23 protein-coding genes are annotated in these 21,988 nt (G+C 45.3%); 8 read left to right on the plus strand and 15 right to left on the minus strand.

Translation table 11 applies throughout. The features are described from left to right. Positions 1–413 precede the first annotated feature (413 nt). The 5 genes from QUA03_RS05785 to cysC all read right to left on the minus strand — a co-directional run bounded on the left by QUA03_RS05785 (position 414) and on the right by cysC (position 8,612). On the minus strand, positions 414–2,051 hold the full coding sequence (locus QUA03_RS05785; RefSeq protein WP_333210458.1) for an acetolactate synthase large subunit: 1,638 nt from the start codon (positions 2,049–2,051) through the stop codon (positions 414–416). Between the two features lie 144 nt (positions 2,052–2,195). After that, positions 2,196–3,563: an NAD-dependent succinate-semialdehyde dehydrogenase gene (locus QUA03_RS05790; RefSeq protein ID WP_333210460.1), complete on the minus strand. Its 1,368-nt coding sequence runs from the start codon at positions 3,561–3,563 to the stop codon at positions 2,196–2,198. Positions 3,564–3,986: 423 nt separating this feature from the next. Continuing rightward, complete coding sequence (locus QUA03_RS05795) at positions 3,987–6,311, minus strand: polysaccharide biosynthesis tyrosine autokinase (RefSeq protein ID WP_333210462.1); 2,325 nt, start codon at positions 6,309–6,311, stop codon at positions 3,987–3,989. Positions 6,312–6,454: 143 nt separating this feature from the next. Further along, on the minus strand, positions 6,455–8,050 hold the full coding sequence (locus tag QUA03_RS05800; RefSeq protein WP_333210463.1) for an SLBB domain-containing protein: 1,596 nt from the start codon (positions 8,048–8,050) through the stop codon (positions 6,455–6,457). A 37-nt stretch (positions 8,051–8,087) separates the two neighbouring features. Continuing rightward, positions 8,088–8,612 carry an adenylyl-sulfate kinase gene (cysC, locus tag QUA03_RS05805; RefSeq protein WP_333210465.1) on the minus strand — a complete coding sequence of 175 codons (525 nt, stop codon included), beginning with the start codon at positions 8,610–8,612 and terminating at the stop codon, positions 8,088–8,090. A 340-nt stretch (positions 8,613–8,952) separates the two neighbouring features. Here cysC and QUA03_RS05810 point away from each other — a divergent pair, with 340 nt between their 5' ends. The 4 genes from QUA03_RS05810 to hetR all read left to right on the plus strand — a co-directional run bounded on the left by QUA03_RS05810 (position 8,953) and on the right by hetR (position 13,679). Next, positions 8,953–10,755, plus strand: a complete 1,803-nt coding sequence (locus QUA03_RS05810; protein WP_333210467.1) for an FAD-dependent oxidoreductase — start codon at positions 8,953–8,955, stop codon at positions 10,753–10,755. 98 nt (positions 10,756–10,853) lie between these two features. Further along, a complete protein-coding gene (gene patX, locus QUA03_RS05815; RefSeq protein ID WP_190663642.1) occupies positions 10,854–11,081 on the plus strand; it encodes a heterocyst-inhibiting protein PatX in 228 nt (75 codons plus the stop codon). Positions 11,082–11,692: 611 nt separating this feature from the next. Next, positions 11,693–11,920, plus strand: a complete 228-nt coding sequence (locus tag QUA03_RS05820) for a hypothetical protein (protein WP_333210469.1) — start codon at positions 11,693–11,695, stop codon at positions 11,918–11,920. Between the two features lie 853 nt (positions 11,921–12,773). After that, complete coding sequence (gene hetR, locus QUA03_RS05825; protein ID WP_333210583.1) at positions 12,774–13,679, plus strand: heterocyst differentiation master regulator HetR; 906 nt, start codon at positions 12,774–12,776, stop codon at positions 13,677–13,679. Positions 13,680–13,854: 175 nt separating this feature from the next. Here the strand turns inward: hetR and QUA03_RS05830 are convergent, their stop codons facing one another. After that, positions 13,855–14,667 (minus strand): TIGR00297 family protein, encoded by an 813-nt coding sequence (locus QUA03_RS05830; RefSeq protein WP_333210470.1) that lies wholly within the window; start codon positions 14,665–14,667, stop codon positions 13,855–13,857. A gap of 11 nt (positions 14,668–14,678) precedes the next feature. Here QUA03_RS05830 and QUA03_RS05835 point away from each other — a divergent pair, with 11 nt between their 5' ends. Continuing rightward, positions 14,679–15,110: a VOC family protein gene (locus QUA03_RS05835; protein ID WP_333044474.1), complete on the plus strand. Its 432-nt coding sequence runs from the start codon at positions 14,679–14,681 to the stop codon at positions 15,108–15,110. A gap of 134 nt (positions 15,111–15,244) precedes the next feature. Here QUA03_RS05835 and QUA03_RS05840 read toward each other — a convergent pair whose 3' ends face one another. The 4 genes from QUA03_RS05840 to QUA03_RS05855 form a co-directional block, all read right to left on the minus strand. Then, on the minus strand, positions 15,245–15,697 hold the full coding sequence (locus QUA03_RS05840) for an HNH endonuclease (RefSeq protein WP_333210472.1): 453 nt from the start codon (positions 15,695–15,697) through the stop codon (positions 15,245–15,247). Positions 15,698–15,699: 2 nt separating this feature from the next. Continuing rightward, entirely contained in the window at positions 15,700–15,972 is a 273-nt protein-coding gene (locus QUA03_RS05845) for a hypothetical protein (RefSeq protein WP_333044472.1), read from the minus strand. A 145-nt stretch (positions 15,973–16,117) separates the two neighbouring features. Beyond that, a complete protein-coding gene (locus tag QUA03_RS05850) occupies positions 16,118–16,729 on the minus strand; it encodes an alpha/beta fold hydrolase (RefSeq protein WP_333210474.1) in 612 nt (203 codons plus the stop codon). Positions 16,730–16,731: 2 nt separating this feature from the next. Then, the gene (locus tag QUA03_RS05855) at positions 16,732–17,349 is read right to left on the minus strand and encodes a triacylglycerol lipase (RefSeq protein WP_333210475.1); all 618 of its coding nucleotides are present in this window, start codon (positions 17,347–17,349) and stop codon (positions 16,732–16,734) included. 317 nt (positions 17,350–17,666) lie between these two features. Here QUA03_RS05855 and QUA03_RS05860 point away from each other — a divergent pair, with 317 nt between their 5' ends. Next, on the plus strand, positions 17,667–18,119 hold the full coding sequence (locus QUA03_RS05860; protein WP_333210477.1) for a hypothetical protein: 453 nt from the start codon (positions 17,667–17,669) through the stop codon (positions 18,117–18,119). A gap of 105 nt (positions 18,120–18,224) precedes the next feature. On the opposite strand, the gene QUA03_RS05865 is transcribed toward QUA03_RS05860, so the two are convergent. Beyond that, positions 18,225–19,382: a tetratricopeptide repeat protein gene (locus QUA03_RS05865; protein WP_333210479.1), complete on the minus strand. Its 1,158-nt coding sequence runs from the start codon at positions 19,380–19,382 to the stop codon at positions 18,225–18,227. 108 nt (positions 19,383–19,490) lie between these two features. On the opposite strand from QUA03_RS05865, the gene QUA03_RS05870 reads away from it, so the two are divergent. Together QUA03_RS05870 and QUA03_RS05875 are read left to right on the plus strand one after the other, a co-directional pair. Continuing rightward, positions 19,491–19,814: a DUF4258 domain-containing protein gene (locus QUA03_RS05870; RefSeq protein ID WP_333210481.1), complete on the plus strand. Its 324-nt coding sequence runs from the start codon at positions 19,491–19,493 to the stop codon at positions 19,812–19,814. Then, the gene (locus QUA03_RS05875; protein ID WP_333210482.1) at positions 19,804–20,028 is read left to right on the plus strand and encodes a YgiT-type zinc finger protein; all 225 of its coding nucleotides are present in this window, start codon (positions 19,804–19,806) and stop codon (positions 20,026–20,028) included. Before QUA03_RS05870 ends, QUA03_RS05875 begins: the two co-directional genes overlap by 11 nt. Before the next feature lie 18 nt (positions 20,029–20,046). Here QUA03_RS05875 and QUA03_RS05880 read toward each other — a convergent pair whose 3' ends face one another. The 4 genes from QUA03_RS05880 to QUA03_RS05895 all read right to left on the minus strand — a co-directional run bounded on the left by QUA03_RS05880 (position 20,047) and on the right by QUA03_RS05895 (position 21,943). Beyond that, the gene (locus tag QUA03_RS05880) at positions 20,047–20,799 is read right to left on the minus strand and encodes a PPC domain-containing protein (protein ID WP_333210484.1); all 753 of its coding nucleotides are present in this window, start codon (positions 20,797–20,799) and stop codon (positions 20,047–20,049) included. A 53-nt stretch (positions 20,800–20,852) separates the two neighbouring features. Further along, on the minus strand, positions 20,853–21,269 hold the full coding sequence (locus tag QUA03_RS05885; protein ID WP_333210485.1) for a lysozyme inhibitor LprI family protein: 417 nt from the start codon (positions 21,267–21,269) through the stop codon (positions 20,853–20,855). 106 nt (positions 21,270–21,375) lie between these two features. Next, entirely contained in the window at positions 21,376–21,723 is a 348-nt protein-coding gene (locus tag QUA03_RS05890) for a type II toxin-antitoxin system PemK/MazF family toxin (protein WP_333210487.1), read from the minus strand. After that, positions 21,713–21,943, minus strand: a complete 231-nt coding sequence (locus QUA03_RS05895) for a hypothetical protein (RefSeq protein ID WP_333147873.1) — start codon at positions 21,941–21,943, stop codon at positions 21,713–21,715. The genes QUA03_RS05890 and QUA03_RS05895 overlap by 11 nt, the downstream gene beginning before the upstream one ends. Positions 21,944–21,988: the final 45 nt, after the last annotated feature.

A 21,988-nucleotide genomic window follows, 5' to 3' on the forward strand; every position in this document is an offset into this window, starting at 1 on the left:
TGACAATATACAGCCTCTTTCTGAGCTTCAGATAGGGGCTTTGTTGTTTTTGCTGAAGTTGCCCTACCTGTTAAACTGTAGTTTATACCATTTTTTTAAAGATGTGATAGAGATAAAGAATGTAAAATCCAAGACCATCCGGTGAGAAAACCAATGACGCGAGCGGTGAAAGATGCCAAAATTTCACAATAGAACAATAAACAATATTCTTTGGAGGTGGAACAGTTAATGAAGTTAACTCCTTCTAAACGCCGCTTTTATCAATCAACAAGGTATGCGGGCTGCAACCCTTCTACAGTCTATCTCGTAGACCTCTTTGTCACCCCCCCAGAAACAAGCTACAAAACTCTATCTCCAAGAGTATTCATTATTAGAGTCCCGACTTCTTAAAGAAGCCGGGACTCTAGCTACTTTTACAAATTGCAACTCATATCCCCAGATAATTGACTGAAACGGGCATTTTCCCGATAGTCTACCGGACAATCAATCACGCAAGGGACATCTTGAGCCAGGGCTTCTTTCAGAATCGGAATAAAATCGGTTGCAGATTCCACTCGATAGCCTTTTAAACCCATACTTTCCGCAAATTTCACAAAGTCGGGATTGCCAAATTTGACGAAATCGGAATGACCAAAATAATCTTGCTGCTTCCATTCAATTAACCCGTAACCGCCGTCATTAAATATCAGCGTCACAAAATTAGTACCGACTCGCAAAGCAGTTTCTAACTCTTGGCAATTCATCATAAAACCACCGTCGCCGGTGGCTGCTATTACTTTGCGATCGGGATAAACGAGTTTTGCAGCCACCGCACCGGGAATCGCAATTCCCATGGCCGCAAATCCGTTGGAAATCAAACAGGTATTCGGGCGATCGCAATGATAGTGCCGCGCGATCCACATTTTGTGAGCTCCCACATCAGAGATCAGAATATCTTCCGGGCCCAGGACTTGCCGCAAGTCGTAAATGAGTTTTTGTGGCTTAATCGGGAAACCGTCGTCGGCTGCATATTGTTCGTAGCCAGCGCGAATATCCGCCCGCAATTGCTTAGCAAAAGGGTCTACTTTCTCCATGCGATCGGCCCGCTGCAAAATTTCATTGAGGGAATCAGAAATATCTCCCACAACTTCTATAATAGGAATATAACTGCTGTCAATTTCTGCTGGCAAAGATCCAATGTGAATAATCGGAATTTTTCCTTCTGGATTCCACTTCTTCGGGGAATATTCAATCAAATCGTAGCCGACAGCAATCACTAAATCCGTTTCTTCAAAAGCACAGCTAATGTAATCGCGTTTTTGCAAGCCCGTCGTCCAAAGCGCCAAAGGATGAGTGTAAGGAATTACACCTTTGCCCATGAAAGTATTAGCTACAGGAATATTCAATCGAGTAGCAAATTGTGTCAAAGCATCGCTGGCGTTAGCGCGGATCGCGCCGTTTCCTACTAAAAGCAGAGGACTTTTTGCCTTGGAAATTGCCACAGCGGCTTTATTCAAGCTTTGGTAAGCGCCAAAAGTTTTTTCGCGGTTGTCCTTGGTGAGTGGCTGTCCTTCAGCAGGCATTGCTGCGATGTTTTCAGGTAAGTCAATGTGAACTGCTCCCGGCTTTTCACTTTGAGCTACTTTAAAGGCTTTGCGGACAATTTCTGCCGTCGTGCTGGGGCGAACAATTTGAGCATTCCACTTAGTAACTGGCGCAAACATGGCGACCAAATCTAAATATTGGTGCGATTCTATGTGCATTCTGTCTGTGCCGACTTGTCCGGTAATTGCTATTAAAGGAGCGCCGTCTAAGTTGGCGTCAGCAACTCCTGTCATTAAGTTAGTTGCGCCAGGGCCCAAGGTGGACAAGCAAACGCCGGCTTTGCCAGTGAGACGACCGTAAACGTCTGCCATGAAAGCGGCGCCTTGTTCGTGGCGAGTAGTAATAAATTTAATTGAAGAGTTTCTCAGGGCTTCTAAAACTTCTAAATTTTCTTCTCCAGGAAGTCCGAAGACGTATTCGACTCCTTCATTTTCTAAACATTTTACCAATAGTTGAGCTGTGTTCATTTCCGTTTTTTTCCTCGGTTTATGGGGGTTTTGGGTCTTTTTAAACCGATCGCAAAAATACTAAATGGGAATTTTTAACCGCAGGTAAACGCAGATAAACGCAGATTTATGTAGATTTGTGCGATCGGTTGATAGAGTGGGAGCTTATTTCACCCACACTGTTTTTATGTTAACAAATTCGTGCATTCCTTGGATGCTCAATTCGCGTCCGTAACCGGAGCGTTTGATGCCACCAAAGGGCAATCTGGGGTCGGATTTTACTAAACCGTTGATGAATACCGCGCCGGCTTCTAGTTCGGAAATAAAGCGATCGCTCTCTGAGTTTACTCTAGTCCAAGCTGACGCACCCAAGCCAAAAGATGTGCTATTTGCCAGTTCGATCGCCTCATCGATGCCTGCAACCCTGAATACTAAAGCTACGGGCCCGAAAAATTCTTCTTGACGGGCAGAGGCTTTCGGCGGAATATCTGCCAGAATAGTTGGCAAGTAGAAATTGCCGGCATTCTCTGACAATGGGCTGCCACCTGTCAGAAGTTTTGCTCCCGATTGGATGCAAGTTTGCACTTGATTGTTCAAGTCTTTGAGGATTGCAGGAGTAGCTAAAGGGCCGATATCTGTTTCTGGCAACATCGGATCGCCTACTTTTAATTGCTCGAATTTTTCGACAAATCCTGTGATAAATTCGTCGGCAATCTCTTCTGCTAAAATAAAGCGTTTGGCGGCGATGCAAGATTGACCGTTATTGAGCATCCGGGATGTCACAGCAGTTGATAAAGCTGCTGCTAAATCGGCGCTGGACATCACAATAAATGGGTCACTTCCTCCCAATTCCAGGACTACTTTTTTCAAATTTTTGCCCGCATTTGCTGCCAAACTTTCACCCGCTGGTTCGCTACCGGTGAGAGTTGCTGCTTTTATGCGATCGTCCGCAACGATATCAGCTACTTTGTCGGCGCCTACTAACAAAGTTTGAAAAACTCCTTCGGGAAAGCCAGCAAGCGTAAAAATTTCTTCGATTTTCAAAGCGCACTGAGGCACGTTGGAAGCGTGTTTGAGCAAGCCGACATTGCCCGCCATCAGTGCTGGCGCCGCAAACCGAAAAACTTGCCAAAATGGGAAATTCCAGGGCATAACGGCTAAAATAGGACCCAGCGGTTGGTAGCGGACAAAGCTGCTGCTAGCGTCGGTGGTTGCGGGTACGTCTGCCATAAATTGAGCGGCATTTTTGGCGTAATAGCGGCAAACTAAGGCACATTTTTCCACTTCGCCGAGCGCAGATTTGAGCGTTTTGCCCATTTCCAAGGTCATCATTTCAGCGTAAATTTCGCGATCGCGCTCCAAGATGTCGGCAGCTTTTTGCATCCACAGGGCCCTCTGCTCAAACGGCAGTTGGCGGTATTTTTTAAAAGCTTGCTGTGCTAATTCCAGCTTAGCTTCTATTACCTCATCCGCGATCGGCTCGAAAGTTTTCAGCGTTTCTCCCGTTGCCGGGTTGATAGTAGCAATAGCCATTGTTTCATCTCCTGTGTGAAAAACACAAAACTCCCTGCTAGTTTTGAGCCGAGGCAGGGAGTTGTATCAAGGTATTACAAAATAGGAATTTACCAGCCACGTTTTCTTTCAGATGTTGCCAAGTTGCAACTGCCGCGATTTGTTTAAATTTCTCTACTTTTAATTATAGTTCAGAGTCTCGATCGCAAATCTTAAGAAAATTTGTCTTTCTGAAATCACGCACAAATCACCAGAACACGCTAGACGGCCTGTTCTGTTCCACAAAAGTTAAATGTTCTTGTGGGGCGTCCCGCCCCTGACAGCTTGATTCACAATTAAAGGTGCAAGATGGAGGAAATATCTTGTCGGGTATCCCGCCCGCCTTGCATTCTCAAGAACAGGCTTTCCGGCCTGTTCCACTACAAATTTCTCAATTCCTCTCCCTCAAACAGACTGTTCCTGGACGTAATCCTGCACGTAAGACTGATAGTAATACCTGCTGCCTTTATCGTTATTCGCCACCATTCCCAACAGCGGAATTCCCGCCATTTTCAAATCTTCAAAAGCCAACACCAGCGCCTCCCGCTCAGTTTGATGCAGCCCTACTACCAGCATCAATCCATTAGTGTGAGCCGCCAACAAATTCGCATCCGCCAAACCTAAAAGCGGCGCAGTATCGTAAATAACCAAGTCAAAATGACTTGACAAAGCTGTCATTAAATGCTGCATTTTTCGGGAAGAAAGCACCTTTGTGGGATCGAGAGGAACCGGGCCGGAAGTTAACACAAACAAATTTTCATCGCGGGGCGATCGCACAATCACCTGTTGCACATCCACATCATCAGCAATAACATTGTGCAAGCCTTGCCAATTCGGTAAACCCAGCATTTCGTGTACCTGCGGGCGCCGTAAATCCCCATCCACCAACAGCACTTGCTGGCCCATTGCAGCCGCCGCCCGCGCCAGATTTACTGCTACCGTAGACTTGCCGTCACCTACTTGACAAGAAGTAATTACGCAAGAATTGATCGGAGTTTCAACGTTTAGTAAGCGAATATTCGCATTGAGCGATCGAAAAGCTTCCTGAAAAGCATCCGTCGGCATCGGCGAAATTGCCACATCCACCTGGCTTGCCTCAGCAGGAGGAAGTCTCAAAATTTTATCGCTAGCAGGAATTACCCCCAACAAAGGCAGGCGAATCGACTGTTTAACATCCTCTGGAGTTTGGAACACCGTTTTATTTTTAAACCGTTCCGCCAACTGCGCCGCCAGCATACCAAACAGCAAACCAGCCAATCCCCCCAAAGCCAAATTCAAAGGCATAATCGGAGCAACAGCCATCAACTCGCCATTTTTGTTACGCGGAATTTCCGGCTTAGCAATAACTTCCCAAGCCACCTCTTTTTTACCCACAGCTTCAAGCTGCAAAGCTTGCTGTTTTGCCAGCAAACCATTCAGCGTACTGTTAGTTAAATCCAACTCGCGCTGCAAATCCGAATAGCGCCGCAAAATCACCGGTAATCCTTGAGAGTATTGATTCAACTGCTTAGCAGCTTGTTCCAAAACTTGATTCCGCACGCCCAGCACCTGAATTAAATTAGCAGTACCAATAAACTGCTCGATTAACTTAATCCGCACCGGATCTTGAAAAGTTAGCACTTGCGAACTTACCTTAGCCAAATCAGTTCCCAAAACCTGTTGGGCTTCTTTCTTCAACAAAGGAATCAGGTTCTTGCGCTGTTCTCGCAACAATTGCATTTGCGGAGTTTCGTCTGTAAACGTAGCCGAGTTAATCGCAATTTGCCCTTCTAATTGCTGCAATTGAGTCAGCATCGCTTGATAGCGGGGAGCTTGACTTAGAGCCGAGGCCATCAGCGCTTGCTTCTGGTTCAGTCCGAGCTGATTTTGTAGATTGGAATAGAGCAATCTCTGCTGATTTAGCTGCGTTTGCGCGTCCAATCTTTGCGCTTGCAGTTGGCTGATTTGCTGCGCCAGTTGTTGGGTTTGAATTTGCGGGTCGATGAAATTGTACTGCTGCCGCAACTTTTGAATTTCTGTTTGCAGAGCTTGTTGGCGCTTTTGCTGGTTGGGAATTTGCGATTTCACAAAATCCAGAGTCTGACTAATTTGAGTTGTGGTATCTTGCACGCTGTAGTTGCGGTAGCCTAGCGCAACTTTTTCCAAAACAAACTGAATCTTTTTCGGGTCATAATCCCGATATTTAACTTCTATAATCTTGGTATTTTTGAATCGATTAATTGACAGCCTGGTTTCCTGAGACAACGGCAAATTATCTGCTTTTTGGTTCAAGAGGTAGTTGTAATTTATTTCGGGATACTTAGCCTGCAACTGTTTAATAATCGGCGACATTACTTGCGGGCTTTGCAAAACTTGAATTTGGGATTCGTAGTCAAAACCGCCCTTTTCTTGCGTCGCGGGGGCCGCTGGTTGCAGTTTCAGCTCACCCGAGTATATTTTAGCTAAAGTATTTTCCGTAACGGCTGGTTCTACTAATAATTGAAACCGCCCTTCGTACTCGCTTTTTTGATTTAGCGTCCAGGCAAAAACCCCGGTGGTTACTGCCGCTGCTACGCCGATGACTAAGATGGAGCGACTGCGGCAGACTTCCCAAAAACTTAACTCTTCTGCCTCGGTTTTGTTTCTGCCTAAAAATTGATCTTCTTCATAAAGCCCAGAAGACAGTTTTTGCAGATTAGCGGCTTTTTTATGATTAAACAGTGCTACTTGAGATTGTTTCCCTGGTTTCATTTGATTTCTACAACTTATTAGTTTAAACGTCTGTATTGGTAGCGGAGTTTCAGGAAATCGGTTGATTCCTAGATATTTCATTACCAAACCGCAATTTTTTTTATAAAGCGGGTTTCTGAGGTCTTAATGCCAGTCTATTCAAATTACCGAAAAATATCGAACAACCGAAATATTCCTAACAGCGGGCTGAGGGGAGCGAGAGTCCCGCCTACATTATCAGAGAACGTAGCGCGACCCGATCGCCTTACCATAATTACATCATTATTTTGCAATTTGGGATTAGTTTCTTCATTGGCAGTTGCGGAAAAATCAACCTTAACATTTAGCTGCGAAACGGTGCCGTTAGGATTGAGGCGAATTAAATTCACCGAATCCATTTCGGCCCGCGCTTTATTAAAACCTCCCGCTGCTACCAGCGCTTGATTTAAAGTAGTGTTGGGCAGCACCGCAATTGCTCCCGGTTTCACGACTTCTCCTACAATGTTCACCCTAATCGTATCCGGTGAAAAATTAGAATTAGCAACTTGTTCGTCTTGGGTTGCATCGAGATTTTCGGCTTTGGGGACGATTACTGTATCTCCCTGTTGTAGCGCTAAATCTTGAGATACATCTCCCCCTTCCAAAAGTTGCCACAAATTCACATTAATAATTTGTTCTGTACCCGCCCGCGTCAGGCGGCGAACTTGTATTTGTCTGATATCAGCTACCGGCGTAATGCCGCCCGCCATTTTAATTGCCCTCGTTACAGTTTGCTGCAAAACAGTTTCCCCGCCGTTGGTTTCCCTGGCAGCAAACAAACCAGAATTTTCCCCCATTTCATTCTCTTGTACCCTACTTTGAGCCTCTTTTGCCAAAGTATAAGTACCGGGGCGAGTTACTTCGCCCACCACAGCAATATTAATTGGTTGAGTGCTTTGTCCGGTAATGTTAGCTACTGCTAAAGTCGGTGCTTCTTGGCGGTTGAGGCTAGTTACAGTGGGAATAAATATAGTATCGCCGTCGCGCAAAGTCATATCGGCCCGCAAATCGCCGTTTTGCAATAATTCCCACAAATCCACACTAATAATTTCTTCCGGTGCGTTGCGCTGGGGGCGGCGGATTTTGATTTGCCGCACGTCTGCTGACTGGGTAATTCCCCCGGCCATTCGCAGAGCCCGCGATATTGTTGGCATTTGAGTTCCCATTTGCTCTGCTGTGCCTCCGGGGCCTGCTGCTGAGGATATTGTATAGGCTCCGGGGCGGTTAATTTCGCCCGCGATCGCAATTTGCAAAGGACGCGGCGCCAGCAGTTTGAGGGTAATCCAAGGACGTTTGAGGTATTTGCCGTATTTGTCTTTAACAGCATTAGAAGCTTGTTCTAAGGTCATCCCGTACACCGAAACGCTGCCAATTAACGGCAAACTCAGAGAACCGTCTGCCTGTACTTGGTGTTGACCGTTGGGGCCGCTGTATTCCGGGACGTTGAAGATGTCCATTTGAATACGATCGCCCGCGCCTAAAGTGTAAACTTCCGATCGTACACTTGAAGGTTCACTTGCCGGAAATCCCGGAAATCCCGGCGTTGCGGGTACTTGTACAGGAACAGGAGAACCCGCATCAGCAGGAGGAGGAGGAGGAGGAGGAGGCATAAACTGGGCCGCCGCAGGAGATGAACCCACCGCCGCGAACACTGACACTGTTAAAAATTTGACCGTGAAACCTTTGACAGTATTGAATTTTGAATAGTTTTTGCTCGCCATCGCCTTTTGCCCCTATCCGCTTCCTACCCCGCCACCATCAAATGTAACCCAACTCTTCTAACTTGCTCAGAACTTTTTTAACACTCTCTTCCACACTTTCTCGCTCTGTGTAACAAATAATCTCAGGATTGAGCGGTTCTTCATAAGGATCGTCAATTCCCGTAAAACCCTTAATTTCTCCGGCTCTGGCCTTAGCGTACAGCCCCTTGACATCGCGAACTTCGCACACTTCTAACGGCGCTGTGACATATACTTCCACAAAATTTGGCTCCATTGCTCTAATTTCGTCGCGAATTGCTCTGTAGGGGCTAATAGCTGCCGTAATTGCCACAACTCCATTGCGACTCAGTAAGTTGGCGACAAATCCAATCCGCCGAATATTAGTATCTCGGTCTTCTTGGCTAAATCCCAAACCTTTTGACAAGTTGGTGCGAACGACATCTCCATCCAATATTTCAACTTTGCAACCTCTTGCCTTCAATTCAGGTTCGAGAGCTTTGGTGATAGTTGTCTTGCCGGAACCGCTGAGTCCGGTGAACCACAAAATAAAACCTTTTTCCATTTTCAGCCGTTAATTAGTAACTCGGAAATTATTAAGACGTAAAACTTTATAGATGCAGTTCCCTTTTTTCTATTATCGTTATTCGCGGTGTCATATTGCCAATATTGGCGCGCCAAAAGTGAGAAATCAAAATTTGCGATCGCTCCTGCGGTCATTTAGTAACAAAATTGTGCGATCGCTCCATAATTCCCGATTTATTATTTGTCAAGTATTTACACAGTAAAATTCACTTCGCGATCGCCAACGCCGAACATCTATCCTCTGGGTGCTTGTGGTCGCACCTTACATGATGAATGAGCCTCTTGCAATCTAAAATCTAAAATCTAAAATCCTATTCCCCATGTCCCCAACCTTAAAAGCAGATGTTTTAGTAGTCGGTGGTGGCACCGGCGGCACCGCAGCAGCCGTCCAAGCAGCTCGCCGAGGTGCCAAAACTATTTTAGTAAGCGAATTCCCCTGGCTGGGAGGAATGCTTACTGCCGCAGGCGTTGCTGCCCCCGATGGCAATGAATTAGCAGCTTTTCAAACCGGTTTGTGGGGCGCGTTTTTGCGGGAACTCCAGCAGCGACAGCCGGGAGGTTTGGATTGGGGCTGGGTAAGTTTTTTTACTTACGATCCCCGCATCGGTGCTGAAATTTTCGCTGATTGGGTTAAATGTTTGCCGAACTTGCGCTGGATTTCGGGACAAAAAGCTGACGATGTGCTGTATGAAGGAGATCGCATTTCTGGTGTTCAGTTTGCAGATTTTACGGTTGCGGCCAAAATCACTTTAGATGCAACGGAATTGGGAGATTTGCTGGCTTTAGCGGAGGTTGGGCACCGCTGGGGTTGGGAATTCCAAGCTGAGTGGGGAGAACCCAGTGCGCCGACAGCCTCTAATGCTCTGACAGAGCGGTATTCGGTGCAAGCTCCGACTTGGGTGGCAATTATGCAGGATTTTGGTAAAGGTGCGGCCGGGCCAGAAATTCCCGCGCCGCCAGTTGAAAATCCCGATCAATTTATCGGTGCTTGGGACGGTTACACTCCCGAACAATTTCTCAATTACGGCAGGCTGCCGGGGGGATTGTTGATGATTAATTGGCCGATTCGAGGTAATGATTATGGTGAAGGAGTTGATCGACTAATTGCATCTGAAGCATCTCGACAAGAATTCCTGCAAGAAAGTCTGTGGCACACTCAAAGTTTCGCCCGCTTCATTCAAACGCAACTTGGCCGCCGGTACGGCTTAGCACAGAATATTTTCCCGATTTCAACGATCGAACATCAAAAAAAATCTTCCCTTCTTTCTTCCTTTGCCTTACATCCTTACTACCGAGAAAGTCGGCGCTTGCGAGGGATAAGTACAGTCACAGAAAAAGATATTTTGCCTATTGTCGGTGGCAGAGTCGCGAAGTTGCCGATAAATTCTGAGGGCATTTGTGAAACAATTGCGATCGGCAACTATGCCAATGACCACCACTACACCAGTGGCGACATTCCTCTGCAGCCAAAATCGATCCGCTGGGGCGGGCGCTGGACGGGAACTCCGTTTACCATTCCTTACAGCGCCCTAATTCCTGCGAGTACAGACGGTTTGCTAGTCTGCGAAAAAAATATTTCCGTCTCTCACATCGCCAACGGTGCAACTCGCTTGCAACCGACGGTAATGAATATTGGACAGGCGGCGGGGATGGCGGCGGCTTTGTGCGCCGAATCTGGATGTCAGCCGCGGGAGTTGCCGGTGAGAGTTTTGCAGGAAGCTTTGCTGCAAGATTCCGAGGCGAGTGCGGCAGTTATTCCTTTATTTAATTTGACACGGGGGCGATCGGACTGGCTGGATTGCCAACGCTATTATCTCGATCGACCCCAAGCATATCCCGCCAGCGGCGAATGTCAGGAGTCAGTAGAGAAACAAAGCAGTCAAACAGCAAATACCCAAAGCCAATTTTCTGGCATTTTCCGTCGCCTCGGCGAACAAGACTGGACACTAACGCTGACAAGCCCTGCATCCTTAGCCGGTCAAACTTGGCAACTCGTGACTTTGGACTCGGAAACCGACAGATTTTTACAGAATTGTGAAACCGAAAAGCCTCTGACAGTATGGGGCAGGCTGAATTCGGCAGGTGCTTGGCTGCTGGCGGGCTCAGTAGAATTGAAGGGGTAAGGTTTTTTGCAGAGATCCGAAAAATTCACAGAAATTTATCCTGATCGATCGGGGAGGGCCCGTATCAGTTAATAGACACTGACACGGATACTAACCCCATGCAAACTTACACACCAATTGCTTTACACAGTCTTTTGGGCGTTACTTTGAGCGCCACTGTCGTTCGAGCCTTTGAATCCCTAGTCGGACTGCTCGAAGTTGCCACCGCTTCATACATTTTATCCGCCCAAACCGAACAAAGGGGCGATCGTTCTCCAGAAAGAGGCAGCGGACGCCGAGAGTTCATTGAGCCTAATCTTTACACTCATCAACTACAAGCATTTTAATGACATTGGACGAAAGCTATTTCCGTTATTGAGTTAGTTTCTGCCGCCCGTGTCGAGCGCTCAATCTGATTTCCTGGGATGCTAGTTTTTTAGGTTTCCAAGGCAACTGCATTTCTTGTTTACAGTCATTAGGCTCTTCTTTTATGTGAGTGATGATAGCATATAAACCTTAAACCGCCATCTATAGAGAGATTGAATCTCCTATTTGGCGGTTTTGTAATTATTGCAACCGTCTGGGTAGTGCAATTAGGAATTGTTTTATTAGTGAAGCCAGAGATTGTATTTATTCGCTTTTACATCGACTTAAGACAGCTCTCATATATCAGATGCTACGCATCTAAAGTGTCTGTTGCTTCGGGAGGGGGAGATGGTGAGAAAGGGAGAGGGAACGATAATTTTCCGCTTTTTATACAAGGATTTTAGGAGACAGTTTAAATGCGCGATAGCTTAACTAAAGCCTGATTCCTTCTTCCTTTGTCCTTCTTTTTCTTCTTCTTCCTTCTGATTCCTGATTCCTGATTCTATAGTTTGATAATTTCAGGAAAATTAATCCTGATCAGCCTGGGTAATCTCGTATCTCTAAATAGATACTGACACGACGAATACTACCCATGAAAACCTACACTGCAATTGCTTTACTGAGCCTGTTGGGCATTACCTTGAGTGCCAGCGCCGCTCAAGCTTTTGAATCTCCACTCCCCATTGTCGAAACTGCCACCGCCCAATATATGTTATCAGCCCAAACTCAACAAAGGGGCGAGCGTGGTCCTGAGAGAAAGCGCATCCGCAGAAATTTTACTGAGCCTACTGTTTACACTCATCCGCTACAAGATTTCTAAGGGCATCGGACGCAAGTGATGACCACAACTGAGTTGCTTTGGGCCGTTCATTGGATCACTCGATCGGATTTTCTGGAATTCTAGTTTTTCAGGTTAAGCGACAACTGCACTTTTTGTGGACAGTTCTGAGGAGATTCTTTTTTGTGTTAAAAATGTTACTATATAAACGGGGAACCGCCATCTACCTAGAGATAGATTTAAGTATGTGGCGGTTTTGTATTGAAAATGCTTCAATTAAACCAGCACTAACCACAGGCCTCTGAGCATCTGGGTTTTTCAACCAATATCCCTCGCCTTCCACGCCTTATTTTAGCGTTGCACAATTTGACGAGGATTTTTGTGGGGTGTCCTGCCTGCTGTGAAAATACAGCGGACGGGCTACGAGATCCCATCCCACAAAACCATCAAAATCTTCCCGCAATTATGCAACAGCCTTATTTTAGTAGATCGAACCGGGTTTCGGCCTCCATGACTATTCAAGAATTAGGGGCTCGCAGTCACCTCAAATTCCTGGCATCGCAACAGTTATTTACCTTCTCCCCCCCACAGGTAGGGTTTAATTTTCAACCGCTGCACTATAATTAACTTGCGATAACTAACTTATATATAGGTAAACTGTCAGCGCAGAGGGTGCAGCAATCTACTTAAATTGGCCACCAATAAGAACCACTTATGCGGTGTGGATAGCCTTTAAGCCCATGCCCCTGTTACCTCAGGGAAATTAACTAACCTGAATATTAGGGTAGCTGGCAAGCTTTCCGGCGACAGTCGGCTATGCTTGATTCGGCGCTCTCGCAATAATTTAATGGAGGATGACAAAATGCCTCCAAATTTGGCTATTTCGGGGATAGTGATGAAAAATGACTCTTTGGATCTGGTCAAAAGCCTCAGCCCTAGTGCAATGGATCAGATCATGCTATATCTGGCGTTTAGCGCCATGAGAACCAGTGGGCACAGGCACGGGGCGTTTCTAGACGCGGCCGCAACGGCGGCTAAGTGTGCCATTTATATGACTTATATGGAGCAGGATAACAACCTGCGGATGACCGGACACTTGCATCACATTGAGCCTAAACGGGTGAAGGTGATTGTTGAGGAAGTCCGGGAAGCTCTGACTCAGGGAAAATTGCTGAAAATGTTGGGTTCCCAAGAACCTAGATATTTGATTCAGTTTCCTTATGTCTGGCTGGAACAGTATGGTTGGATGCCGGGACGCCCTCGCATTCCGGGAAACAATTTGACTGTAGATGAAAAAAAATATCTCGAAAGCAAGATTCCTCCGAATCCCCCAGACGCTCAACTGATCAATTCTTTTCAGTTTATGGAGTTGATCGAGTTTCTGCACAGGCGATCGCAAGAAGATATGTCTCCAGAAAGGCGAATGCCTTTGAGCGAAGCTCTAGCAGAACACATTAAGCGGCGCTTGATATATTCTGGGACAGTCACTCGCATTGATTCTCCTTGGGGAATGCCGTTTTATGCCCTCACCCGCGCTACTTACTCTCCCGCAGAGCAGGAAGAGCGGACATTTACTATGGTGGAGGATACGGCTAGATATTTCCGGCTGATGAAGGATTGGGCGGAAAAACAACCGAAGGTGATGCGAATTATGGAGACTTTGGATATTCCGCCGGAACGGCTCGACCAAGCTCTTGAAGAATTAGATGAAATTATTCGCAATTGGGCCGATCGCTATCATAAGCGGGGCGAACCGACGATGATTTTACAAATGGTTTTTGGGCCGCAAGACGACGCTTAGTTTGATTAACTATTAATCATTAGTCATGAGTTGATTGCTTGATACTAATGACTAATGATTAATAGCTAATAGCTCGCAAGGCAGAAACCTGGTTTCTCTGGAAAAATACTGCGTTAAGACCTTGAATTATCGTAACAAAGCCGGTTTCTTGGGTCGCGAATGCGTCCTAGCTTAACTAAGCTAAAAAAGCTCTCCAGGTCGCCGCTAAAATAATCGCTGCGATCGCTCCTATGAGTGTATTGAAAAAATTTACCACCTCGTTCGTCAGCCATTCAAACTTTGATTGCACCGTCGCCCCAATCACACTCTCGATGTTCGTGGCAATAAAAGCTGCAATAACACAAAAAACCATTCCTGTCAAGTCTATTAAACCGACGGCCCAACTTAAAAGCGCAATCAAAATTGAGCCGACAATACCTGCGATCGTTCCTTCCAAACTTACGGCTCCTTCAGTACCCCTAGGTACAGGCTGCAAACTGGTAATCAAAAAAGTCCGCTTCCCGTAAGCTTTGCCGATTTCACTGGCGCTGGTATCGGAAAGTTTGGTGCAAAAACTCGCCGCGTAACCCAGCAATAACAGGGAAATAGCATCTTGTGGCACAGGCATCTTGCCTGTCTCTCCTAAAATAGATAATACCAAAACTCCCACAGCGCTCATAGTAGCGGTCAAAGCAGAACCCCAGACATTTTCCGGGCCTCGCGCGCCTGAACGCTTTTCGGCTATGCCTTCTGCTTCTTTTTGGGCTTTTCCGATGCGGGTAACTCCCGATCCGACAAGAAAGTAAAACATCACGACAGCATAGCCTTGCCATCCCAAACAGCCCCAGATGAGGACGCCCAATACCCAGCCGTGAAATTGGCCAGCGGGAGTGAGCAATTTTTTAGGGGCAATGGTGGCGATCGCGAGTAAAACTGTATTTAGGGCGATCGCCACCAACCAAGGATTAGACCAAGATAAATAATTAAAGAACAATTCTGAATTCTGCATTTACTATCTCCATGAACCAAGTCTTATTTCATCTTGCCTTCCCCGTGACCGATATCGCCCAAACCAAAGCGTTTTATGTAGACGGGCTGGGCTGCGAACTAGGTCGCGAATCCCCGAATTCTGCGATTATGGGTTTGTGTGGCCATCAAATTGTCGCCCATGTCAGTCGCGAACCTTTAACGCCTCAGCGAGGCATCTATCCTCGGCATTTTGGGTTAATTTTTACTTCCGAAGCTGACTGGGAAGGGTTGCTAGAAAAAGCCCAGCAAAACAACTTAAATTTCTATCAAGAACCGAGACGGCGATTTGTCGGTTTGCCTACAGAACACCGTACTTTCTTCTTAGAAGACCCTTTCCACAATATACTTGAGTTCAAGTATTACTGCGAAGCTGAAGCAATTTTTGGTCGCAGCGAATACGCTGAAGTTGGGGATGCTGTTTGATTGCTGCGCGAAATAACAACCAGTTGCAGCATAAGCTGTTGGGCATCTAAATTGTCTTTTTGGGGCGGGCGAGACGCCCACCCCACAAGAATTTTCTTAAATTTGACTATACAATTTAAATGCACTTCAGCATATCAACTTTCGGATTGAATCAAATCACCTACTGGTGGATGTCGCCCTATAGCTTTGTCAGCAGTACGAATATTAATAACTCTTTCTCGATTTAAGACTAATGCTGTAACTGTAGCTCGTCCAATTGTAGTTAAACCAACTATTGATAATCCATCCGCCGACCAAATAAAATGTTCGTTCCAGGTATCTAGTCTGGGATTAAACAATGGTACTTCTACACTCGACTGGGTATCTATGGCTGTAGTTTTATCGGATTTTTGACGGTTGCAATGAAAGCAAGCTAGTGCCAAATTGTCAATATTGTTACTCCCTTTTTTAGTGAGAGGAATGATGTGCTCGATCGTAAACTCTACATACTGCCATTGTTCGGAAGCATGGCAATATTCACACAGACAGTTTGCTCTCTGACGAACTTGATTTTGGATATTCTCAGGAATTTGACGGCGAGCTGACATTTCTATACTGTAGGCTGAATCTGGCCCAAGAAAAGATTGCGGACAGTTCGATTGACAAAACTGAGGTAATCGTCGATTTCTTCGTAAAGATTCAGTTCTTGGTCTTCTTCGGGATTGAGTTGCAAATTTTGTTGTTTTTCCAACAGTTCTTCTATGCGATTTTTGACTGTTGTAGAGGCTCGAAAAATCGGTATTCCTTCCACTAATTCAATGCGAACGGCTCCTTCTATAGGCAGAGTGTCTCGCAGCTTTTCCAGTTTTGGCAGGACGATCATAATTGTTGATTTTATGGGTGTCAATTAAGATTATATCAATAAATTTTAAATCCGTCTAGCTAGACTCGAAAATACCGAAGACCGAACCCCTACTTTTAAAAAAAAATCGAGGTTTTCAAAGCAGAGCGTTTTACTTTACAGCCAGCTATTTATCAATCTTTAATGGTTCTGACAGTGCTTCAGCGACCGCTTTTAAACTGCTGGAATGCCTCGCCATCATGGCATGGGCAAAAACCGACAATTTTACTTCTTTGGCAACAGATATTTGGGAACTAGAAGCCGGTACGATGATGAAATCCCAATCTGTCCAAATCGAAGTAAAATTGAGCTTTTCCAACAAGGCAGAATCTCGATTTAAATCTTCCAGAAAAGCACTGCCAGGACGCATTTGGATACAGCCTTTTCCCCAGAGAGTGTAAGCCATCCAAGTACCGCTGTGAGGAGAAGATATGGCAATAAAGCGCTGCACTCGCTTAATGCCGCCTAACCTTTGCAGGTAGTAGCGAGTTACTAAACCGCCCATGCTCAATCCTACTATATCTATATACTGTTCTGGCGCAAAGGTTTTGTCTATATAATCTCCTATTTGTTTGGCTAATTCGTCTATGCTGGCGTTGCCCCAATGGGGCGAGAGATTGAGGGTGTAGACTGACCATCCCAGTTGGGTCAGGTAGGCAGACATTTTGTGAAAAATTCCCGATTTTCTGAAAATTCCGTGAATTAGCAAGACTGGATTGCGGCTGAAATTGCTATTCATTTTTAAGTGGGAATTTTATTTTCTATAGGTGCTTTGAGTTCTTCAACTAATGCGTTAATACTTAGGGGTTCTGTCACCATTTGGCGGTGCAGCAAAACGTTGACTTTAACTTCTTTACCTACTGGCATTTGGGAGCTGTTCGCCGGTACAATCATGATGTCAAATGGCGTCCACATTGATGTAAAATTTATGCGTTTGAGCATTGTCACATCTTGATTCAAATCGCGCAGCAAGCCACTATCGGGGCGCATATCCAGGTATCCTGGTAGGCGTAGGGAATAGGCGGTGATGGTGCCGTGGTGAGGGGATGATAGGGTGATGAAACGCTGTACGCGGTTGATTCCTCCGAGTCGCTGGACGTAGTAGCGACTGACGATGCCGCCCATGCTGTAGCCTACTATGTCTAAAGGCTGTTCTGGATCGAAGGTTTCAGAGATGTAGTCTGCGAGTTGCTTGGCCAGTAAGTCGAGCCCGAGGCTGCCGTCGTTGGGGGTGAGGTTGAGGCTGTGGACTGACCATCCGAGTTGGGTGAGGCGGGCGGACATTGTGTTGAAAATAAGCTTTGTGTCCCAGATGCCGTGTAGGAGGATGACGGGATTGCGATCGAGCGAACTGTTCATTTGAAAAGAAAATTGCTGGCTGATTACAGCATAAATCACTCCCCTAGGCAGTTTTACCCGTACTAGGACAGCTAGCGAATCGGATCGAGGTACGATCGACAATTAGTGGGAATCGCTAACAAATTCTGAGATACTTGTAAATAAGTGCAAAGCACTGCGAGTATTTATACCTAAAATTTGCTTTGATGAGCTAGCTTAGATATAGCCCAATGTAAATTTTGATGAATAAATGTAGACAAAGGTTGCCCTAGCTCGTAATCTAACTTTGTTGACAAGCTTGTACAAATTTCTCTAAAAGAACAAAAGGAGTAAGTCTAATGTTTGGTTTTATCAAAAATTTCTTCGGCGGTATTTTCGGCTTTTTTGCCAGACTGTTGGGCTTGAAAAAGTCTGAATATTTCCTAGATTTGGGCGAATCGGGAGCGAAGGAACCAGCAAAAGTTGCGCCTGCGAAAGCTGAGCCTGTTGCGATCGCACCGGCAAAAGTTGAGTCTGTTAAGTCTGAGAAGTCTGAACCAGCTAAAAAGGCTAAGGTAGAGAAAAAGTCGCAGAAAGAAAACGAACCAGTCGCTAGCGTTCCTGCTAATAATGCAGCACCCGCGAAGGTACCGGCAGCGGCAGCAACTAACGGCAAAGTGCCGAGTAAAGCTGAATCGAATGGGACTTTTGCTCCTAATAATTTAATGCCGACACCAACAGCAAGTCGTCGCACCCCCGGCCCTAGCATGAACAATTTCCGGGAAATGGCTCGTCAGGTAAAAACGAAGTAGAAAATTGGGAATTGATAATAGGGAATTGGGCATTGGATAATTCCCAATGCGGGCGTTAAAAATTTTAAAAATGGTATTACTCATTTTTAATTTTAACTCTTGGTTCTATTCCCTATTTTCTTGGTTTCTGAGGAAGGCTAATCCGCTGTATAGCTGAAAAGCTGAGTCCCAAGGAGTTTCGGATTTCCGCTCGACTTCTATATGGGATTCTATCTTGCTCAACATATTAGTGTAATCGAGCACGGTCTCGGCAAAGGGCGTAAATTCTGACCAAACTGTAACGTCAATCTGGCGATCGAATATTTCCAGTAAGTTATTCCAGTTAATTCTGGTGGTACTTTGAGGAATTTGTGGAGAGTTTTTGACTCTCGATGTTTTGTTTTTCTGGTTCGGTGAAGTGGGGATCTCGGCTGAAGCTTTGGTGAAGTCAACTCCTTGTTGAAATTCGTAACTTTGGTCGCAAATTCGCAGAATGCAGTTTCTGCTGGGAATGTGTAAGTCACAGATTTGAGCGTAATCTTGCCTGATTTCTCTGTGGCGAAATTGCTCGGTTCTTCGGTTGGGGGAGTAGTCCATGACTTCGATGAACATCGGCAACAAGCCTTCTACTCTTTGGGTAACTTCTGACCAGCTAAATTCGATCGCACCGAGTCGTGAGAGTTTATCTTTGCAAACAACGGCTGGGGAAGAGAGAGACTGGAAGTGTTGCACTCGGAAGATTTGGATTTTTTGAATATCGCTTAAGGTTGCCCAAAATACGGGAATGCCGGCGTTGAGGAGTTCTTGACCATAAATTCGGAGTTCGGCGATGGGGCCAGTTTTGTAGAGTCTCCAGCCGCGGCTTTGGATTTGCATCCGGGTTGTGTAGGCGTCGATTTTAAAGATTCTGCTGATATTTTGAATGGCGGCGGGTTTGTTTTCGGGACTCACGGGTTCGAGGATGAGGAGTCCAGGTTCGAGGTTGCTGGGGTCGTTTTTGGCAGTTTCTATGGCTTTTTGGCGGAGGTTTTGTTGTGCGATTTCAATCCGTTGAATAGCTTGGCGGGTCTGGGAGACAATTTTGGGGTTGGTGATGTCGCGGAGTATTTGTTTATAGGTTGTTTGGGCTTTTTCGAGGTTGTTGGTGAGTTCGTAGTAGCGGGCGATATAGTATTGCACCCACGGACTTTCGGGGGATTCTTTTTGTAGTTGTTTGATGAGTTGGGCAGCTTGTTTGTAGTCTTTACCCTCTAGGGCGGCGGCTATTTGGTTGATGTCTGTCATGGCGATTGTGGGAATGGCGTTGTTTCTATCTTGGCTGATGTTTGGTTGGTTCCGCCACTGGTTAAAAATTTTTGCTGTTGTGTTAACTTATAGATATGATATGAAACTATGACAATCATTGAAAAAATACGTGTCAAAATTGTCAAAAATGATTTTGAGCTTTCACAACACGCAGTAAACCAAAGCATAGTTCGCCGTATCAGGGTACAAGAACTCCGGGAAGCAATAATGGCTGGTGAAGTTATCGAAGAGTATCCCGATGACAAATATGGCCCAAGCTGTTTAATTTTCGGTTTGACCATTGCCAATAGACCTTTGCACGTTCAGTGCAGTTATCCATCTCGTCCTTTGGTAAAAATCATTACTGTATACGAACCAGATCCGAAAATTTGGATTGATTTTAAGTTAAGGATAAATCAAAATGAACAATAATGTTTGGCAAGAAACAATGGTGCAAGAAAAAGTAAGTTATACCCTGGAAATCAATGGTAAGTTTATTATTATTGAAAACGTTCCTGCTAGAGTGTGTGTGGAAACGGGAGAGCGTTTTTTTTCACCTGAAACTGTGGAACATTTGCAGAAGATGATTTGGGAAGATAGAAAGCCTATTAGGGTGATTGAAACACCTGTTTTTGAGTTTGCTTAGCACTTAGTTTAAATTGAGTTAAAGCTGATTGGAATTAACGCTTAATGTGTAAGTACCTTTGCTTGTGCGATCGCTTCCTTTAAAAACTATTTTATAAGTGCCGTTACTAGGCAATTTTATGGTGAGTTGAGACTCTCGGCGATTCTGGGAGTTACCTGTTGTTTGGGCAATATTTTTGCCGCTGGTGTCGAACAGTGTTATGTTGTGGTCGAATGCTCTGCTTTTAAGGTCGATCGTAATAGATTGACCTGCCCGTCCTTGAAAGGTGTGTTCGCTGGGGCCGCCGTCTTTGAGGGTTCCCCGCTGCTGTAGGATGGAAAGGGAGGTGAGTTTGGGGCGATCGACATTGCTCAATTCTAAGCCGTAATTGGTCACGGGTGCTTCAGGGCCATTTCCTTCTCTGACTACGATGATAAAAGCTGTTTTGTTGTTGATATCTCGGACTATTTTGTCAATAAAATTGGCTTGTATTTTTTGTTCATTTATAGGTTTTGGTTGATTAAAATTTGGTTTCGATATACAGAGAAGTACGCCTCCATCTTGATAGCGGGCGGCGTAGAACCAATAGTTTTGACCGTTAGTTGTAAATTCGTTTCTGCTAAAGATAGTGAATCTTTCAAGTTGCGGTAATTGCTGGTTGCGCTGGCAATTTTTATCGATGTAGATTGGGTTGGCTGATGGCTGTTGCTGGGCCAAAACTGCTGGTACGATGGTGGTTAAAATTGCTGAGATGACGGTGAGGGTGAGGGTGAAGGTCGATCGGCTTTTCATAAATACTTGTTTCTCTTTATGGTTGTCAGGTTTTGTACGCTGTACTTCCTATTTTATCTCTGTTTTACATACTGTTCTAGTTCCGCAGTGCGCTGTTTCGTCATCCGATCCAAACATTCAGTGAGGAAACCTCCATAACCGCTACCACCACGACTTTTATAAACTTCAAATTCACAGGTTTTATCTCTTAACTGAATCCACCCTAATTGTGCTTCGGAAAGTAGCGATCGCTCTTCTTCGCTCAATTGCGACATCAGTTGTTTGTAAACCTCGTTCAGTCGTTGATCCGAGGCCTCATACTTCAACCGAATACAAGTTCTGACTTGTGCATCTCCTTGGGGGCGATCGCAATTAATCTGTTGAGCAATGGGAAAAATCGGAGATTGTGCAGAAACTGATGTTGTACCGAAATTTGCCAAAAGTGCGATCGACCAAAAGGGCCAGCGACTTTTCCTCAACTCTATTTTCATGACTCGTCAACCCATTTATCTGATAATTCCTCTTAACACGAGACAGAGTGGATTTGATTAATTTAAGTATTTTTTTATATTCACTGAATAAAAACGCCTTTTTTTATCAGATTCCCAAAGTGTGCTTGAGTGCTGCATCTACTGCCACCATATCCGACAAAATACCAATTTTGCGATCGATTTCAACTTCTAGAAGCGTCACAAGATTGTCTGTCATAATTACCGAGTCAGCTAGCAATCCCGTTTGCTGCCCTTCCGGTGTTGCTAGGGAAACAAAAACCCGGCTTGGGTGTCCTGAACGGGCTAAGTTGCTAGTAATCATTGCCGTAATTGTTTGCCCTAAACCAGTCCCCAGATTATTAGCTTGAACTATCAAAGCTGGACGGCGTTTGGCAGTACGCAAATCCGAACTGGGGAACAAAACCAAAACCACATCACCGCGACTATAAGGCATCGTAAGCATCCATCTCCGGTAGTTCCCAATCAGGAGCAAATCTACTCAACCGAACCCGTAAATCTGCTGCTTGTTCCTGGTTGATACCGCGAGATTGCAAGTTTACTAACCCTACTTTTGGCATGAAAGTAACAATAACTTGCGCTTCTTCTATGTCGGCGGGCATTTCCAATAACTCAATTTTGCCATTTCGGTATATCCCCTCTACTGACTGTAACATATTACTCCTCTGATAATTATCTATTTACATTTTAGCTGCGATCGC

Origin of the sequence: Microcoleus sp. S36b_A4, from assembly GCF_036700645.1 — a bacterium.
Classification (GTDB): domain Bacteria; phylum Cyanobacteriota; class Cyanobacteriia; order Cyanobacteriales; family Microcoleaceae; genus Microcoleus.

Excerpts from the sequence above, each read along its gene's own strand:
- QUA03_RS05785 (WP_333210458.1), bottom strand. The coding sequence starts at position 2,051 with ATGAACACAGCTCAACTATTGGTAAAATGTTTAGAAAATGAAGGAGTC.
- QUA03_RS05790 (WP_333210460.1), bottom strand. The coding sequence starts at position 3,563 with ATGGCTATTGCTACTATCAACCCGGCAACGGGAGAAACGCTGAAAACT.
- QUA03_RS05795 (WP_333210462.1), bottom strand. The coding sequence starts at position 6,311 with ATGAAACCAGGGAAACAATCTCAAGTAGCACTGTTTAATCATAAAAAA.
- QUA03_RS05800 (WP_333210463.1), bottom strand. The coding sequence starts at position 8,050 with ATGGCGAGCAAAAACTATTCAAAATTCAATACTGTCAAAGGTTTCACG.
- cysC (WP_333210465.1), bottom strand. The coding sequence starts at position 8,612 with ATGGAAAAAGGTTTTATTTTGTGGTTCACCGGACTCAGCGGTTCCGGC.
- QUA03_RS05810 (WP_333210467.1), top strand. The coding sequence starts at position 8,953 with ATGTCCCCAACCTTAAAAGCAGATGTTTTAGTAGTCGGTGGTGGCACC.
- patX (WP_190663642.1), top strand. The coding sequence starts at position 10,854 with ATGCAAACTTACACACCAATTGCTTTACACAGTCTTTTGGGCGTTACT.
- QUA03_RS05820 (WP_333210469.1), top strand. The coding sequence starts at position 11,693 with ATGAAAACCTACACTGCAATTGCTTTACTGAGCCTGTTGGGCATTACC.
- hetR (WP_333210583.1), top strand. The coding sequence starts at position 12,774 with ATGAAAAATGACTCTTTGGATCTGGTCAAAAGCCTCAGCCCTAGTGCA.
- QUA03_RS05830 (WP_333210470.1), bottom strand. The coding sequence starts at position 14,667 with ATGCAGAATTCAGAATTGTTCTTTAATTATTTATCTTGGTCTAATCCT.
- QUA03_RS05835 (WP_333044474.1), top strand. The coding sequence starts at position 14,679 with ATGAACCAAGTCTTATTTCATCTTGCCTTCCCCGTGACCGATATCGCC.
- QUA03_RS05840 (WP_333210472.1), bottom strand. The coding sequence starts at position 15,697 with ATGTCAGCTCGCCGTCAAATTCCTGAGAATATCCAAAATCAAGTTCGT.
- QUA03_RS05845 (WP_333044472.1), bottom strand. The coding sequence starts at position 15,972 with ATGATCGTCCTGCCAAAACTGGAAAAGCTGCGAGACACTCTGCCTATA.
- QUA03_RS05850 (WP_333210474.1), bottom strand. The coding sequence starts at position 16,729 with ATGAATAGCAATTTCAGCCGCAATCCAGTCTTGCTAATTCACGGAATT.
- QUA03_RS05855 (WP_333210475.1), bottom strand. The coding sequence starts at position 17,349 with ATGAACAGTTCGCTCGATCGCAATCCCGTCATCCTCCTACACGGCATC.
- QUA03_RS05860 (WP_333210477.1), top strand. The coding sequence starts at position 17,667 with ATGTTTGGTTTTATCAAAAATTTCTTCGGCGGTATTTTCGGCTTTTTT.
- QUA03_RS05865 (WP_333210479.1), bottom strand. The coding sequence starts at position 19,382 with ATGACAGACATCAACCAAATAGCCGCCGCCCTAGAGGGTAAAGACTAC.
- QUA03_RS05870 (WP_333210481.1), top strand. The coding sequence starts at position 19,491 with ATGACAATCATTGAAAAAATACGTGTCAAAATTGTCAAAAATGATTTT.
- QUA03_RS05875 (WP_333210482.1), top strand. The coding sequence starts at position 19,804 with ATGAACAATAATGTTTGGCAAGAAACAATGGTGCAAGAAAAAGTAAGT.
- QUA03_RS05880 (WP_333210484.1), bottom strand. The coding sequence starts at position 20,799 with ATGAAAAGCCGATCGACCTTCACCCTCACCCTCACCGTCATCTCAGCA.
- QUA03_RS05885 (WP_333210485.1), bottom strand. The coding sequence starts at position 21,269 with ATGAAAATAGAGTTGAGGAAAAGTCGCTGGCCCTTTTGGTCGATCGCA.
- QUA03_RS05890 (WP_333210487.1), bottom strand. The coding sequence starts at position 21,723 with ATGCCTTATAGTCGCGGTGATGTGGTTTTGGTTTTGTTCCCCAGTTCG.
- QUA03_RS05895 (WP_333147873.1), bottom strand. The coding sequence starts at position 21,943 with ATGTTACAGTCAGTAGAGGGGATATACCGAAATGGCAAAATTGAGTTA.